Source organism: Providencia lanzhouensis (assembly GCF_050469745.1).
Classification (GTDB): domain Bacteria; phylum Pseudomonadota; class Gammaproteobacteria; order Enterobacterales; family Enterobacteriaceae; genus Providencia; species Providencia lanzhouensis.
Window position 1 is genome coordinate 3,268,355 of record NZ_CP174123.1, and the last position, 14,375, is coordinate 3,282,729.

Consider the following 14,375-nt stretch of genomic DNA (forward strand, 5'->3'; position numbering starts at 1 on the left):
CTATTTTTCTTATGCCGACTATTTAATGTCTAACGCACGTCTTACAGGCGCGAAGCTTTTACGGTGAAATTCGGTAGCGCCAAACTCAGCTAATTTTTCTAAATGATACGCTGTAGGGTAGCCTTTGTGTTTCGCAAAACCATATTCAGGGAAAGCTTTATCAAGCTCGACCATTTCTCTATCTCGAATCACTTTAGCCAGAATTGATGCAGCGCTGATCTCTTGGACTAAACTATCACCTTTGACAACAGCCTGTGATGGCATGGTCAATTTAGGGCAGCGGTTGCCATCCACTAAGACGAATTCTGGTTGAATTGAAAGGCCTTCTACCGCTCTTTGCATTGCCAACATAGTCGCATGCAATATGTTGAGTTGGTCAATTTCCTCAGGTTCTGCACGGCCAATGCACCAACACAGTGCTTTTTCTTTGATCTCATCGAACAACTTTTCACGCTTTTTTTCGCTAAGTTTTTTCGAGTCAGCAAGTCCTGCTATTGGGTTATTAGGATCTAAAATAACCGCTGCAGTCACTACAGCGCCCACTAAAGGTCCACGCCCCACTTCATCAACGCCAGCAATTAAGTTGGCTTTCGGGTATATAAATTCCATTATTTTCTAACCAAATCTAATACAGCATCAGCGGCTTGTTGGTCTGCATCACAACGAATCAGTTGATGCAATTGTAAGAAAGTTTCCTTCAGCGCGTCTACTTGCTCTCCGCCTTCCAACAATGGAAGTAACTGGTCTGCAAGCTGCTGTGGCTGGCACTCTTCTTGGAGTAATTCTTTCACGATTTCTTTCCCTGCCAATAAATTTGGCAAAGAAACATAAGGCGTTTTGACTAAGCGCTTGGCAAGCCAGAATGTGAAAGGCTTCATGCGATAACCCACTACCATTGGGCATTTGGTTAGCATACATTCTAAGGCCGCGGTGCCAGAAGCAAGTAATGTCGCATCTGCTGCGGTCATTGCATCGCGAGCCTGTCCATCCAAAATATGGACATTCAACTCTGGAGCAACCTGTTGTTTTATTTCATCGAATTGCTGGCGGCGTTTCTGATTTACCAGAGGCACGACAATATGTAGATCGGCAAAGTGGCTACTTAATAGTGTAGCGGTTTTTAAGAAATCAGCGCTAAGCATTTCGACTTCAGAATGGCGACTTCCTGGTAACAATGCTAAACATTTTGCAGTTACGGGGATATTTAAACGTTCACGCGCAGCCTGTTTATCAGGGTTTAAGGGGATTGAATCCGCCATGGTGTGCCCAATAAAACGGCAAGGGACATCAAAACGGTCATAAAATGCTTTCTCAAATGGGAGAAATGCTAAGACTAAATTTGTGGAACGACCAATTTTGAATACGCGCTTTTGGCGCCATGCCCAAACAGATGGGCTGACATAATGAATGGTTTTAATGCCTTTTGATTTTAAGCGACCTTCAAGGGTGATATTGAAATCAGGCGCATCAATGCCAACAAACACATCAGGTTGTAACTCAGTAAAACGCTGAGTTAAATCTTTACGGATGGATAATAAACGAGGTAAACGACCAAGGACTTCAACAATCCCCATGACGGCGAGCTCTTCCATTTCATACCAAGCTTCACAACCTTCTGCTTGCATGAGAGGACCTGCAACACCGACAAAACGGGCATTGGGGACTTGTTGTTTTAAGGCGCGGATAAGTCCTGCGCCTAAGATATCACCAGAGGTTTCTCCGGCAACAAGGCCAATAGTAAGTGGGCGGTTGCTATTCACCAAAATTCGCTCCTTATTAAAGGCCTTTTCTTGTATTCATCTGCAGCAGCAAAAATTAACGAATAATTCCGCGCTTAGATTGTGCTGAGTCTTCTAAGAAATCACTAAATACTTTGACGTGTTCGTCAGTTTTTGCCATTTCAGCAATTTCTTCACGTGCTTCTTCCAAAGACTTCCCTGAGCGGTATAACGTTTTGTAGGCGTTACGAATAGCGTGCAGAGATTCTTTTTCAAAACCACGGCGTTTTAAACCTTCAAGGTTTAAACCAAATGGAGTTGCATGGTTGCCCTGTGCAATAACGTATGGAGGTACGTCTTGTGCAACACCAGAGCATCCACCGACCATTACGTGCGCACCAATCTGACAGAATTGATGCACCGCGGTCATGCCACCAATAATAGCGAAATCACCAAGAGTGACGTGACCACCTAACGTTCCGTTATTCGCGATAATACAGCGGTTACCAATGATGCAGTCATGCGCAATATGGACGTTAACCATCAGTAAGTTATCATTACCAATTTTAGTTAGGTCACCGCCTTGTGTGGTTCCACGGTGGATAGTCACACTTTCACGGATGCGGTTACGGTCGCCAATCTCAACGCGAGTTGGCTCACCTTGGTATTTCAGGTCTTGGTTAATTTCACCAATCGAAGCAAATTGAAAAATAACGTTGTCACGACCAATTTTCGTGTGTCCGTTTACAACAACGTGAGATTTCAGCTCAGTACCTTCACCAATTTCAACATTAGCGCCGATATAGCAAAAAGGACCAATGCGTACATTGGCACCAATAACAGCTCCATCTTCTACAATAGATGAGGGATGAACATAGGCAGTTTTGTCAATCATATCAGACCTCACGACGACGGGCGCACATCATTTCTGCTTCGCAGGCCACTTCTCCATCAACTTTTGCTACACCTTTAAAACGTGCAACACCGCGACGTTCTTTGATAAATTCAACTTCCAGGATCATTTGATCTCCTGGCAGAACTGGACGTTTAAAGCGTGCGTTATCAATCGCTGCAAAATAATACAGCTCGCCAGGTTCAAGTTTGCCTACGCTTTTAAATGCAAGGATACCCGTAGCCTGAGCCATTGCTTCTAAAATTAAAACACCTGGGAAAATTGGTTTGCTAGGGAAATGTCCCTGAAAGAATGGCTCGTTAAAAGAGACGTTCTTTACCGCGCGCAAAGATTTACCTTCTTCAAAATCCAATACACGGTCAACCAAAAGGAATGGGTAACGGTGCGGAAGTAGTTCTAAGATTTCTTCTATATTCAGAGTATGATTATCACTCATCGAAATACTCTTCCTGTCTATTAATACTATTTAATTAATGAATCGGCCCGCTTTAACTCAATAGCGAGTTAACAGGCAGGCCGGAAAAAATGTAACTCAAGAAACTATTTTAGCTTGAATTACCAAATAATTACTGATTTTTTTGATTTTGGCTATCTAATTCACGTTCAAGTGTTTTTAGACGCTTATTCATCTCATTGATGCTTAAGACTAAAGCTGCGGTTTTACGCCATGCTTTATTCGGCTGTAAAGGAATACCGGAAGAGTAAACTCCTGGCTCAGTAATTGGTCGCATGACCATTCCCATACCTGTTACGGTAACCTTGTCACAGATTTCCATATGACCATTGATAACACTGGCTCCGCCAATCATACAATAGCGACCGATTTTTAAACTACCAGCCATAATGACGCCACCCGCAACTGCGGTATTATCGCCTATTGTTACATTGTGCGCAATTTGGCATTGGTTATCGATGATAACGCCATTGCCAATGACTGTGTTATCTAATGCGCCACGGTCAATTGTTGTACACGCACCGATCTCAACACGAGATCCGATGATCACGGTACCTAATTGTGGGATCTTGATCCAATTACCACGATCATTGGCATAACCAAAGCCATCAGAACCGATCACTGTGCCTGACTGGATTAAGCAACTTTCCCCAATCTCAACATGATGGTAAACACTGACATTCGCCCATAAACGGGTGCCTGCACCAATGCGGGTATTTTTACCAATAAAACAACCTGCACCAATCACAACGTTATCACCTAGCACAACGCCACTTTCGATAACGGCATTCGCGCCAATTGCGACATTCTGACCAAGCTGGGCATCATCAGCAATGACCGCTGACGCATGGATATTCTCAGCAGGGGCTGGAGTGGTATCCATAATTTGCGCCATGTGCGCATAAGCAAGGTAAGGATTATCTACAACCAGTGCAGCAACCTTACAAGCACTCAGATCTTTTTCAGTTAATACCACAGCAGCAGCTTGGCAATCTGCCAACTTATCGCTGTAACGGCTATCAGATAAAAAAGTAATCTGCTGATTATTCGCTGAATACATCGGTGCAATACCGGTGATGACGATATCGCCATCACCGTGTAACTGTGCATTCAACTGCTGAGCAAGGTCAGCTAATCGAATTGAAGACATCTATTATTTAACCTGTTTTTGAACCTGACTGGTGATATCGATACCATCTTTTGCATACGCAACTGCGTTTGCATCGATAACAACATCATAGCCTTCTTTCGCTGCAACAGATTTAATAGAATCTTGGATACGGCTCAGGATTTTATTACGCTCTTCAGCTTGACGACGACGATTGTCTTCTTCAAATTTCTGAGCTTTCTCAGCGAACTGGTCACGTTTAGTGATTAATTCTTTTTCCTGCTTTTCACGATCGCTAGTGCTCATAGTCGCGCCGTCACGACGCAGTTTTTCTACGCGTGATTGCAGATCTTTTTCCAGATTCTGCAGTTCAGTAGCACGGCTTTTGAATTCACTCTCAAGCTGTTTAGCAACGGCTTCACGAGCAGGCATGTTCTGGAAAACTTCGCCAACATTAACGATAGCGATTTTTTCAGCATACGCACCCGCAGACATTGCTAAAGCAATACTTACACCCGCTGCACACAACAATTTTTTCACACTAAACTCCTTAACCCATTCTTATGGCTGGAAATTTTGGTAGCCCTCATTATTTTATGAGGGCTGATTTCGATAGAGACTGAATTATTACCAAGTTCTACCAATATTAAATTGGAACTGTTCTGATTTGTCGCCTTCGTAATCCTTGATAGGTTGCGCATAGGAGAAGACCAGAGGCCCAAGTGGCGAAATCCACTGTAAAGCAATACCCGTAGAAACACGGACGTTAGTTGCTGTACCGTAGTCAGGCATACCTGCACGCCATGCTGGGTTAATACTGTTCCAGTTGGTATCCCATACGGTTCCCGCATCTACAAACAGAGATGTACGGATCGTATTCGCATACTTCTCATCGATAAATGGCGTTGGTGTAATCAGCTCAAATGAACCTGCATACATCGCGTTACCACCAACCGCATCGCTGGATGGACTACCTGCTTCAGGTTTTCCTTTTCCAGTAACAGGATCTTTTACAAGATAAACTGCCTTTGGACCAATGTTGTTAGAACGGAAACCACGGATAGTGCTAGAACCCCCTGCATAGAAGTTCTCATAGAATGGCATTTGTTTGCTACCAATACCATCACCATAGCCCGCCTGCGCGCGACCTAACACAACCCATGTTTCATCATCATTCAATGGGAGGTATTGGGCAGTATCAAAACGCAGTTTGTAGTATTCGTTATCAGAACCTGGGACAGTAATTTTACCTGAAACGCTGGTTTTGTTACCCGATGTTGGGAAGAAACCACGGTTTAAGGAGTTATACGTCCAACCTAAGTTCAGTGTAAAGTCATCTGCTCTGAAGCTTTCTTTGTTACGACCATTTTTGGTAATTTCTGGATGTTCACCCATAGAATCCAAATAGTCCCACATTGCAGCTTGCGCACGCATGTCAGACAGGTCGTTATGAACATAACCCGCACCAATACGGAAGGAGTTATTTTCATTGAATGGGAAGCTTAATGTGCTATCTAAACCATACGTTTTGTTGTTATAGCCAGATAAGTCCGCATCTTTCGCACTAAAGTCGTTATAGAAAATACGTCCACCCAGACTCACACCGTTTACAGTGAAGTAAGGGTCTGTCATTGAAAACTCTACGTTTGTTGAGTAGTCATTTCGGCTCGCGTTAATACCAACCGCATTACCTGTACCCAACCAGTTATCCTGAGTTACACCAACTTGGAAGCTAACGCCACTTTCAGTACCGAAACCAACACCAAAGTTCATTGAACCAGTGTTACGTTCTTTAACCTTATAGATAACATCAACTTGGTCTGGGCTACCCGGAATGCGCTGAGTTTCAACATCAACAGTTTCGAAGAAACCAGTACGGTTCAGACGCTCTTTACCTAATTCAACTAAATCGTTACCTAACCAAGCACCTTCCATTTGGCGCATTTCACGGCGTAAAACGGAATCTTTACTGGTATCATTGCCTTGGAAACGAATTTGGCGAACATAGAAACGGTTACCTGCATCAACGTTAACATGCAGCTTAACTGTCTTATCAGCGTCATTAATTTCAGGCTGAGTCATTACGCGCGGATAAGCGTAACCATAACGACCAAACAGGTCTTTAATTTGGTTTTCCATCTGAGTCACTTGCGCACCATTGTATAACTCACCTGGTGTAATAGTGATCAGCTCTTGGATATCCGCTAAATGCTCTGCCGTATTACCATTAACGTCCACGCCAGAAATCTTATATTGATCTCCTTCAGTGACATTAATCGTAATGTAGATATCTTTCTTGTCCGGTGTCAGACTCACTTGCGTTGAGTCGATATTGAAACGTGCATAACCACGATCAAGGTAGAAACTGCGCAGGGTTTCTAAGTCACCCGCCAATTTTTGTTTTTGATATTTTTGGTCAGCCGCCAGGTTCCACCATGGCACATCGTCACGTAATTGGAGCTTATTCACCAATTCCGCTGTTGAGTAGTTTTTATTACCCACAATGTTGATCTGCTGGATTTTTGCAGACACGCCTTCAGAGAACACAAATTTTAAATCCACGCGGTTACGTGGTAATGGCGTGACCACCGCTTTTACTGTCGCGTTGTATTTACCAACACTGTAATAAAAGTCCTCTAAACCTTTTTCAATATTCGCAATTTTAGTGCGGTCTAATGCTTCACCCACACGGACATTGGATGCTTCCAAGTTCTGCTTTAGCATGTCATCTTTTACAGATTTGTTACCTGTAAAAGTGATACTCGCGATGGTTGGTCGTTCTTTAACTTGAACGATCAGCGTATTTCCATCACGCAGGACCCTAACATCTTCGAAGTTACCTGTAGAGAATAGCGAACGAATCGAACGACTGATATCTTCGTTATCGATTGAATCCCCGACCCTGACAGGCATGTTCAATAATGCTGCACCAACGGCGACGCGTTGTAGACCTTCGAAACGAATGTCTTTAACTACGAATCCGTCTGAACCGTATGCAGTGGCGCTACCTAAAAGCAGCGACGCTATGAGCAACTTTTTCATCGCCATCGTTGTTATGCGTATTCCTTACTGGTCCCAAGCTTACAAAATTAGAAGCGAGAGAAATCATTAAAAAGTGCAAGTCCCATTAACAGAATCAATGCCATTGCACCAATTCGAAAACTAAAGTCTTGTACTCGCTCAGACACTGGACTCCCTTTAATTTTTTCAATTAATAAGAAGAGTAAGTGCCCCCCATCTAACACAGGCAATGGAAATAGATTGATGATGCCTAAGTTCACGCTAATCAGCGCAATAAACATCAGATAATATACCAAGCCTGACTCCGCCGAAACCCCCGCACCTTTTGCGATAGATACCGGCCCGCTCAAGTTATTGAGTTTGACATCCCCAACAACCAGTTTACCCATCATATTGACTGTCAGTTTCATCAACTGCCAAGTCTTGTCGCTAGCTTGAAACAGTGCAGATACAGGGTTGTATTGCTGCACCATTTTATATTCATCAGCTAACGGTAATACAGTTAGTTCGACACCTGCAACGCCAAAACGCTCACCTTTTTTACCTTCCTGAACATCAGGAACCAAGGTTAAATCAATCAATGTCGAATCACGTTGCACGGCTAATTTTAATGGTGTCCCCGGATTATTTCGGATTATTCTCGTCACTGGATTCCAAGTATCCAGTAGCTCTCCGTTGACACTAATAATTCTATCTCCCGGTTTTAAACCGGCGCGCTCGCCCGCTAAGCCTTCCGTCACTTTATGGATGACAGGGTCAACCTTCGCAGACACTGGCATAATCCCTATTGATAAAATAGGATCCTGCTTTTCAGGGTCAAACTGCCATGCGCTTAAATCCACTGTTTTAGAAACCGGTTCATTATATCCTTGAGGTAAAACTTGTGCAGTAAATTCCCTATCACCAATTTTACTCACTAGCGCTAAACGAACTGAATTCCAATCAGGTGTTTCGATACCGTCTATCGATTTTAGTTCCATCTGAGGCTCAAAATTTGCCTCAGCAGCAATGGAATTTGGCTTAATGCTATCAATGACTGGGCGAACAGATGGAATCCCAATCATAAAGACAATCCAGTAGACAACAATAGCAAGCAAAAAGTTCGCAAGAGGCCCCGCGCTAATAATGGCGGCACGTTGTCCAACAGTCTTATTATTGAAAGCTAAATGACGGCGTTCTGGGCTTACTTCACCAACACGCTCATCGAGCATTTTGACGTAGCCACCAAGCGGGATCAGCGCTAAAACAAACTCTGTCCCATGTTTATCGACTTTACGCCATAGCGTTTTACCAAACCCTATAGAGAACTTTTCAACATAAACACCGCAACGGCGCGCGACCCAATAATGCCCAAATTCGTGCACCGTAATCAGCACACCAATCGCAATAATAAACGCCGCTAAGCTCCAAATAAATCCCATTAATCTTCCTAAAGACCAAAACCGTTAAAAACTAACAAATTCAGCCCTGCAAATACAGGGATTGCCGCAGTTAGGCTATCAATTCTATCGAGTATTCCACCGTGACCTGGAATTAAATGACTACTGTCTTTAATACCGGATTGGCGCTTAAACATACTCTCTGTTAAGTCACCAAACACAGATACTACAACAACAATAATTGAAGTCACTAGTAAATAATCTGGCATTGCTGGGATTGGCGCATATAAGCTAAATAACCATGAGATAATTCCAGCGGTAATTAAACCACCGATTAACCCTTCCCATGTTTTACCTGGAGAAACTTTTGGTGCCATTTTATTGCGACCAATAGTACGTCCAAACGCATAAGCACCGGAGTCTGCACCCCATACCAATAACATAACGTAGAGCAGCCACCATGCCCCTACAGAGGTATCTGCTTGGTAACCAATGGTTCTTAATACCATCATGCCGCTATAGAAAGGCACGATAGTTAATACACCAAACAGTAAGCGAATGATGACCGATTTACCCCATGAGGCAGAGGCTGGGTATGTCACAACCAATAAAATGGCGGCAATCCACCAGATTAAACCCGCCCATAGGCTATATAAAATAAACGGAGAACTTGAAAGAGCGGTCATGTCTGGTAAAGAGAATTGAATTGCGAGTAATACCGCCGCAAATACAACCGCTAAACCGATGCGTTTAGTTTGTGAATGCCATCCAGCAAATTGAGCCCATTCCCATGCGCCCAACGCACAGACAGCTATCACCACTAAACCGAAATTTGCTGGGGACAGTAAAAAAAGTGCAGCAATAACAATTGGAATTAAAATCACCGCAGTGAGTAAACGATACTTCAGCACATCCATCCCCTTTTATTTGACGAGTTCGTCATCTGATTCTGCTCCACCATAGCGCCGTTCTCGCTTGCTAAAAGCATCGACTGCATCCTGAAACACCATTTCATCAAAATCTGGCCATAAAACGTTGGTGAAATAAAATTCCGCATAAGCAACCTGCCATAACAAGAAATTACTAATGCGATGTTCTCCACCTGTACGGATCACCAAATCAACACACTCTTGGTCATGCATACAAACATGGTCGCTAATCGTACTTTCAGTTACGTCATCAATAGATAACTCACCACGACTCACTTTTTCATAAACTTGTTTAACGCTATTTACAATATCCCAGCGTCCACCGTAGTTAGCGGCAATATTCAGCTGTAAACCGGTGTTACCTGCTGTTAATGCTTCCGCTTTATCAATTCTTTTTCTTAAGGTTTCACTAAAGCGACTAACATCACCAATAATTTTCAGTTTTACGTTATTTTTATGCAGGTTTTTGACTTCATTATCTAATGCAAAAACAAACAGATCCATCAACGAACTGACTTCTTTTTCTGGTCTTTTCCAATTTTCACTGCTGAATGCGTAAAGTGTCAGGGAACGAATATTATTCTTTACTGCAAAACGCACAGAACTACGTACAGATTCAACACCTGCTCGATGACCAGTAATTCTGAATTTTCCTCTCTGTTTTGCCCATCGCCCATTACCATCCATAATGATGGCAACATGCTTAGGCATCATAGAATCAGAGAGATTTTCACCACTAGAGTTCATTAAATGTTAATCCTTGTCTGTACTACTTGGGAAATCCGGCTCAATCATAACTCTTATGATTATAATTGCTGATAAGACACATCCTTAATATGCTTATTGTTGATAAGCTTTCTATTCTCAACACGCCACATATTAAAGATATATTATAGTTATCAGCAACTAAATAAATCACATATCAAGATTAAAATTCTTGAGCAATTAGCTGAGCTGCTTCACGACGAGCACAAGCATCGATTTCTAAGACCTCATCAATAGACGTGGGTTCCGAAAAATCTAATTTATCCATAATCTTGTGATTGATTTTTGCAATATCCGTAAAGCGAATTTTCTCTTCTAAGAATGCACCGACAGTGATTTCATTCGCACCATTTAATACAGTCGTCGCCGCTTGCCCTTGGTGACATGCATCGATAGCCAGTTTCAGGCAAGGATAACGTTGGTAATCAGGCTCCACAAAAGTCAGCGAAGATAACGTAGTGAAATCCAATGGTTTAGCACCCGACATAATACGCTGAGGATAGGCCATGCTGTACGAAATTGGTGTACGCATGTCCGGTGTTCCTAACTGGGCGATAACACTCCCATCACGGTAACGAACCATAGAGTGGATCACAGATTGAGGGTGAATAATCACTTCCATCTGCTTTTCGTTCGCATTAAAGAAATAGCAGGCCTCGATATATTCTAGACCTTTATTCATCATAGTCGCGGAATCTACTGAGATTTTGCGACCCATTGACCAGTTAGGATGATTACATGCCTCATCAGGTGTCACTTGGTCAAAATAAGATAAAGGTGTATCTCTAAATGGTCCGCCAGACCCTGTTAATACGATGCTGGAAATTCCTGAAGCCGTCAGATCGGCAAAGCCTAAATTCAATTGAATTTCTTCAGGTAAGCTTTGAAAAATCGCATTATGCTCGCTATCGATCGGGAAAACTGTCGCTTGGTGCTCTCGAATCGCATTAAAGAATAAACGGCCACTGGTGATCAAAGACTCTTTATTCGCTAATAATATTCTTTTCCCTTTGCGGATTGCTGACAACGTTGGGAGTAACCCCGCCACGCCAGTAATAGCAGACATCACTTGATCCGCATCATCTAATCCAGCAAGTTCAATAGCGGATTCTGTACCGGATAAAACTTCTGTTTTGCAGTTATTTTCCGTCAAAATAGTGCGTAATGCTTTCGCTGCGCTTTCGTCAGCCATTGAGACATATTTAGGATTAAATTCAAGGCATTGACTTGCCATCTCAGTCACGTTTTTACCTGCGACTAATGCAAGAATTTGGAATTTATCAGGATTTTGACGAACAACAGAAAGTGTACTTGTACCGATTGAACCTGTAGAACCCAGGATAGTAAGACGTTTCATAGTGATCAGATACTCTGTATTAATTCAATACTGAGATTATATCAGCTTAGCGATAAGAAAGGATTGTTTAATAGAAATGATAAATAATAAAGCCATGCTAAAGCACACTTTTAAAAAATGTGTTCAGATGGCTTTATTATCAAGATGGATTAAAACTCCATCAGCTCCGCTTCTTTCTGAGCTAATGCTTCATCCACTTTTTTGATGAAGTTATCAGTCAGCTTTTGGATGTCATCCTGTGAACGGCGCTCGTCATCTTCACTGATTTCTTTGTCTTTCAGTAAAGCTTTAACTTTATCGTTCGCGTCACGGCGGACGTTACGAATTGCGATACGACCTTGCTCAGCATCACCACGAACCACTTTGATTAAGTCTTTACGACGCTCTTCCGTTAATGGAGGAAGTGGAACGCGGATAACAGTACCTGCTGAAGATGGGTTCAGACCTAAGTCAGACGCCATGATCGCTTTTTCAATTGCAGGTGACATGCTACGGTCAAAAACAGAAATTGCTAATGTACGTGAATCTTCAACAGTCACGTTAGCTAATTGACGCAAAGGCGTTGCTGAACCGTAATATTCAACAGAGATGCCGTCTAACAGGCTTGGAGAAGCGCGGCCAGTACGAACTTTGCTGATTTGACTTTTTAGTGCTTCAAGGCTCTTTTCCATACGGTCTTGAGCATCTTTTTGGATTTCGTTAATCACGTTATCAACCCTTAAGAACTTGTTATTAAAGGCCGCAAAGCAGCCTCGCTTAAATTGTCTGAATTTATGTTAGATAATACATTCAAACTCAGGTCATGTCTCTGAGTATTAATTGTGAGAAATCAGAGTTCCTTCGTTTTCACCCATCACAACACGGCGTAATGCACCTGGCTTATTCATGTTGAAAACACGAATTGGCAGGTTGTGATCGCGTGCTAGCGTAAATGCAGCTAAATCCATAACTTTCAATTCACGCTCAAGAACTTCTTGATAATTCAGGTTTTCATACAGAACGGCATCAGGATCTTTGGCAGGATCTGACGAGTAAACGCCATCAACTTTTGTGGCTTTCAGTACAACATCAGCTTCAATTTCAATACCGCGTAAGCAAGCTGCTGAGTCCGTTGTGAAGAATGGATTTCCTGTTCCCGCAGAGAAGATAACCACACGGCCGTGACGCAGTAAGCTGATAGCTTCAGCCCAGCTGTAGTTGTCACACACACCATTGAGTGGAATTGCAGACATCAGTCTTGCGTTTACGTATGCACGGTGCAGCGCATCACGCATTGCCAGACCATTCATCACGGTTGCCAGCATACCCATATGGTCACCAACAACGCGGTTCATGCCTGCTTGTGCCAGACCGGCACCACGGAACAAGTTACCACCACCAATAACCACACCGACCTGTATACCCAGTTCTATAAGTTCTTTGATTTCCTGAGCCATACGATCTAAAACGCTAGCATCGATACCAAAACCTTCTGCACCTTGTAGAGCCTCGCCACTTAGTTTAAGCAGAATACGCTGATAAACGGGTTTTGCATTGGTTGCCATGAGTTGTGTCCTAACAGGTCATTATTGGAGTCATACATATAGAATCTCGCTCTATATGCCGAAAAATGTATTTGATACAGAATGCTACACAAAAATAGTTCAAGTTGCAGGAAGTTGAGTCGCTACACCAAAGGAGGCGAATGCATGCAGCTTGAAATATGCAGTGTATTAAAGAAAGGCCGCCAATCGGCGGCCCTTTTCGTTGATTACTTGCTCATTGCAGCAACTTCTGCTGCGAAGTCAGTTTCAACTTTCTCGATACCTTCACCAACTTCAAAGCGGATGAAGTTAGTTACGTTAGCACCTTTTTCTTTCAGTAAGTCACCAACAGATTTGCTTGGATCCATTACGAAAGGCTGGCCAGTCAGAGAGATTTCGCCAGTGAATTTGTTCATGCGACCGATAACCATTTTTTCAGCGATTTCGCGTGGTTTACCAGATTGCATAGCGATGTCTAACTGAATTTGGTGCTCGTGAGCAACAACGTCAGCTGGAACGTTTTCTGGAGTCACATATTCTGGCTTGCTTGCAGCAATGTGCATAGCGATGTGTTTCAGCAGTTCTTCATCTGCGCCTTCGCCAGCAACCAGAACACCGATACGAGCGCCGTGCAGGTAGCTACCTACTTGTGCGCCTTCCAGAATAGCAACGCGACGGATATTGATGTTTTCACCAATTTTCGCAACTAAAGCTGTACGAGCTTCTTCGAATTTTGCTTTCAGAGCGTCGATGTCAGCGTTTTTATCAGCAACAACAGAAGCTAAAACTTCTTTACCGAATGCTAAGAAACCAGCATCTTTAGCAACGAAGTCAGTTTCGCAGTTCAGTTCGATCAGCGCACCAGTTTTACCGTCGTTGAAAACTTCAGTCAGGATAACGCCTTCAGCAGCAACACGACCTGCTTTTTTAGCGGCTTTCGCTTGACCTGATTTACGCATGTTGTCGATTGCTAATTCGATGTCGCCGTTAGCTTCAACTAATGCTTTTTTACATTCCATCATACCTGCGCCAGTACGTTCGCGCAGTTCTTTTACCAATGCAGCGGTAATTCCAGACATGTGATTTATTCCTCGATATGCCTCACGGGACTTTCCCACAAGGATAATTCTGATTCACAGAGACAAAAGGGGCCTAAGTAGGCCCCTTCTAACCAATATATAGCAATACCTGGTTAATAAGGGCTTTTG

General features: G+C 43.0%; 14 protein-coding genes. All 14 read right to left on the reverse strand.

Annotated elements, in window-relative coordinates:
• Positions 1 to 18: 18 nt before the first annotated feature.
• The 14 genes from rnhB to tsf all read right to left on the reverse strand — a co-directional run bounded on the left by rnhB (position 19) and on the right by tsf (position 14,246).
• Complete coding sequence (rnhB, locus tag ACIH2S_RS15355; RefSeq protein WP_036956374.1) at positions 19 to 609, reverse strand: ribonuclease HII; 591 nt, start codon at positions 607 to 609, stop codon at positions 19 to 21.
• On the reverse strand, positions 609 to 1,763 hold the full coding sequence (lpxB, locus tag ACIH2S_RS15360; protein WP_036956372.1) for a lipid-A-disaccharide synthase: 1,155 nt from the start codon (positions 1,761 to 1,763) through the stop codon (positions 609 to 611). The genes rnhB and lpxB overlap by 1 nt, the downstream gene beginning before the upstream one ends.
• A 52-nt stretch (positions 1,764 to 1,815) precedes the next feature.
• Positions 1,816 to 2,613, reverse strand: coding sequence for an acyl-ACP--UDP-N-acetylglucosamine O-acyltransferase (lpxA, locus tag ACIH2S_RS15365; protein WP_108478503.1), 798 nt, complete (start codon positions 2,611 to 2,613; stop codon positions 1,816 to 1,818).
• A gap of 1 nt (position 2,614) precedes the next feature.
• Positions 2,615 to 3,067: a 3-hydroxyacyl-ACP dehydratase FabZ gene (gene fabZ / locus ACIH2S_RS15370; RefSeq protein WP_006658399.1), complete on the reverse strand. Its 453-nt coding sequence runs from the start codon at positions 3,065 to 3,067 to the stop codon at positions 2,615 to 2,617.
• Between the two features lie 130 nt (positions 3,068 to 3,197).
• Positions 3,198 to 4,235 (reverse strand): UDP-3-O-(3-hydroxymyristoyl)glucosamine N-acyltransferase, encoded by a 1,038-nt coding sequence (gene lpxD / locus ACIH2S_RS15375; RefSeq protein ID WP_108478502.1) that lies wholly within the window; start codon positions 4,233 to 4,235, stop codon positions 3,198 to 3,200.
• A gap of 3 nt (positions 4,236 to 4,238) precedes the next feature.
• Entirely contained in the window at positions 4,239 to 4,733 is a 495-nt protein-coding gene (gene skp, locus ACIH2S_RS15380; protein WP_036956365.1) for a molecular chaperone Skp, read from the reverse strand.
• An 87-nt stretch (positions 4,734 to 4,820) separates the two neighbouring features.
• Positions 4,821 to 7,241, reverse strand: a complete 2,421-nt coding sequence (gene bamA / locus ACIH2S_RS15385) for an outer membrane protein assembly factor BamA (RefSeq protein ID WP_108478501.1) — start codon at positions 7,239 to 7,241, stop codon at positions 4,821 to 4,823.
• Between the two features lie 41 nt (positions 7,242 to 7,282).
• Complete coding sequence (gene rseP / locus ACIH2S_RS15390; RefSeq protein WP_108478500.1) at positions 7,283 to 8,635, reverse strand: sigma E protease regulator RseP; 1,353 nt, start codon at positions 8,633 to 8,635, stop codon at positions 7,283 to 7,285.
• Between the two features lie 8 nt (positions 8,636 to 8,643).
• The gene (cdsA, locus tag ACIH2S_RS15395; protein WP_154599812.1) at positions 8,644 to 9,510 is read right to left on the reverse strand and encodes a phosphatidate cytidylyltransferase; all 867 of its coding nucleotides are present in this window, start codon (positions 9,508 to 9,510) and stop codon (positions 8,644 to 8,646) included.
• 6 nt (positions 9,511 to 9,516) lie between these two features.
• On the reverse strand, positions 9,517 to 10,269 hold the full coding sequence (uppS, locus tag ACIH2S_RS15400; protein WP_036956360.1) for a polyprenyl diphosphate synthase: 753 nt from the start codon (positions 10,267 to 10,269) through the stop codon (positions 9,517 to 9,519).
• Between the two features lie 181 nt (positions 10,270 to 10,450).
• Positions 10,451 to 11,644, reverse strand: a complete 1,194-nt coding sequence (ispC, locus tag ACIH2S_RS15405; protein ID WP_108478499.1) for a 1-deoxy-D-xylulose-5-phosphate reductoisomerase — start codon at positions 11,642 to 11,644, stop codon at positions 10,451 to 10,453.
• Between the two features lie 149 nt (positions 11,645 to 11,793).
• Entirely contained in the window at positions 11,794 to 12,351 is a 558-nt protein-coding gene (frr, locus tag ACIH2S_RS15410; protein ID WP_036956356.1) for a ribosome recycling factor, read from the reverse strand.
• A 108-nt stretch (positions 12,352 to 12,459) separates the two neighbouring features.
• On the reverse strand, positions 12,460 to 13,188 hold the full coding sequence (pyrH, locus tag ACIH2S_RS15415) for a UMP kinase (protein WP_006814045.1): 729 nt from the start codon (positions 13,186 to 13,188) through the stop codon (positions 12,460 to 12,462).
• Positions 13,189 to 13,394: 206 nt separating this feature from the next.
• Positions 13,395 to 14,246 carry a translation elongation factor Ts gene (tsf, locus tag ACIH2S_RS15420; protein ID WP_036956353.1) on the reverse strand — a complete coding sequence of 284 codons (852 nt, stop codon included), beginning with the start codon at positions 14,244 to 14,246 and terminating at the stop codon, positions 13,395 to 13,397.
• Positions 14,247 to 14,375: the final 129 nt, after the last annotated feature.

Excerpts from the sequence above, each read along its gene's own strand:
- lpxA (WP_108478503.1), bottom strand. The coding sequence starts at position 2,613 with ATGATTGACAAAACTGCCTATGTTCATCCCTCATCTATTGTAGAAGAT.
- pyrH (WP_006814045.1), bottom strand. The coding sequence starts at position 13,188 with ATGGCAACCAATGCAAAACCCGTTTATCAGCGTATTCTGCTTAAACTA.
- ispC (WP_108478499.1), bottom strand. The coding sequence starts at position 11,644 with ATGAAACGTCTTACTATCCTGGGTTCTACAGGTTCAATCGGTACAAGT.
- cdsA (WP_154599812.1), bottom strand. The coding sequence starts at position 9,510 with ATGGATGTGCTGAAGTATCGTTTACTCACTGCGGTGATTTTAATTCCA.
- rseP (WP_108478500.1), bottom strand. The coding sequence starts at position 8,635 with ATGGGATTTATTTGGAGCTTAGCGGCGTTTATTATTGCGATTGGTGTG.
- tsf (WP_036956353.1), bottom strand. The coding sequence starts at position 14,246 with ATGTCTGGAATTACCGCTGCATTGGTAAAAGAACTGCGCGAACGTACT.
- rnhB (WP_036956374.1), bottom strand. The coding sequence starts at position 609 with ATGGAATTTATATACCCGAAAGCCAACTTAATTGCTGGCGTTGATGAA.
- uppS (WP_036956360.1), bottom strand. The coding sequence starts at position 10,269 with ATGAACTCTAGTGGTGAAAATCTCTCTGATTCTATGATGCCTAAGCAT.
- fabZ (WP_006658399.1), bottom strand. The coding sequence starts at position 3,067 with ATGAGTGATAATCATACTCTGAATATAGAAGAAATCTTAGAACTACTT.
- bamA (WP_108478501.1), bottom strand. The coding sequence starts at position 7,241 with ATGGCGATGAAAAAGTTGCTCATAGCGTCGCTGCTTTTAGGTAGCGCC.
- lpxD (WP_108478502.1), bottom strand. The coding sequence starts at position 4,235 with ATGTCTTCAATTCGATTAGCTGACCTTGCTCAGCAGTTGAATGCACAG.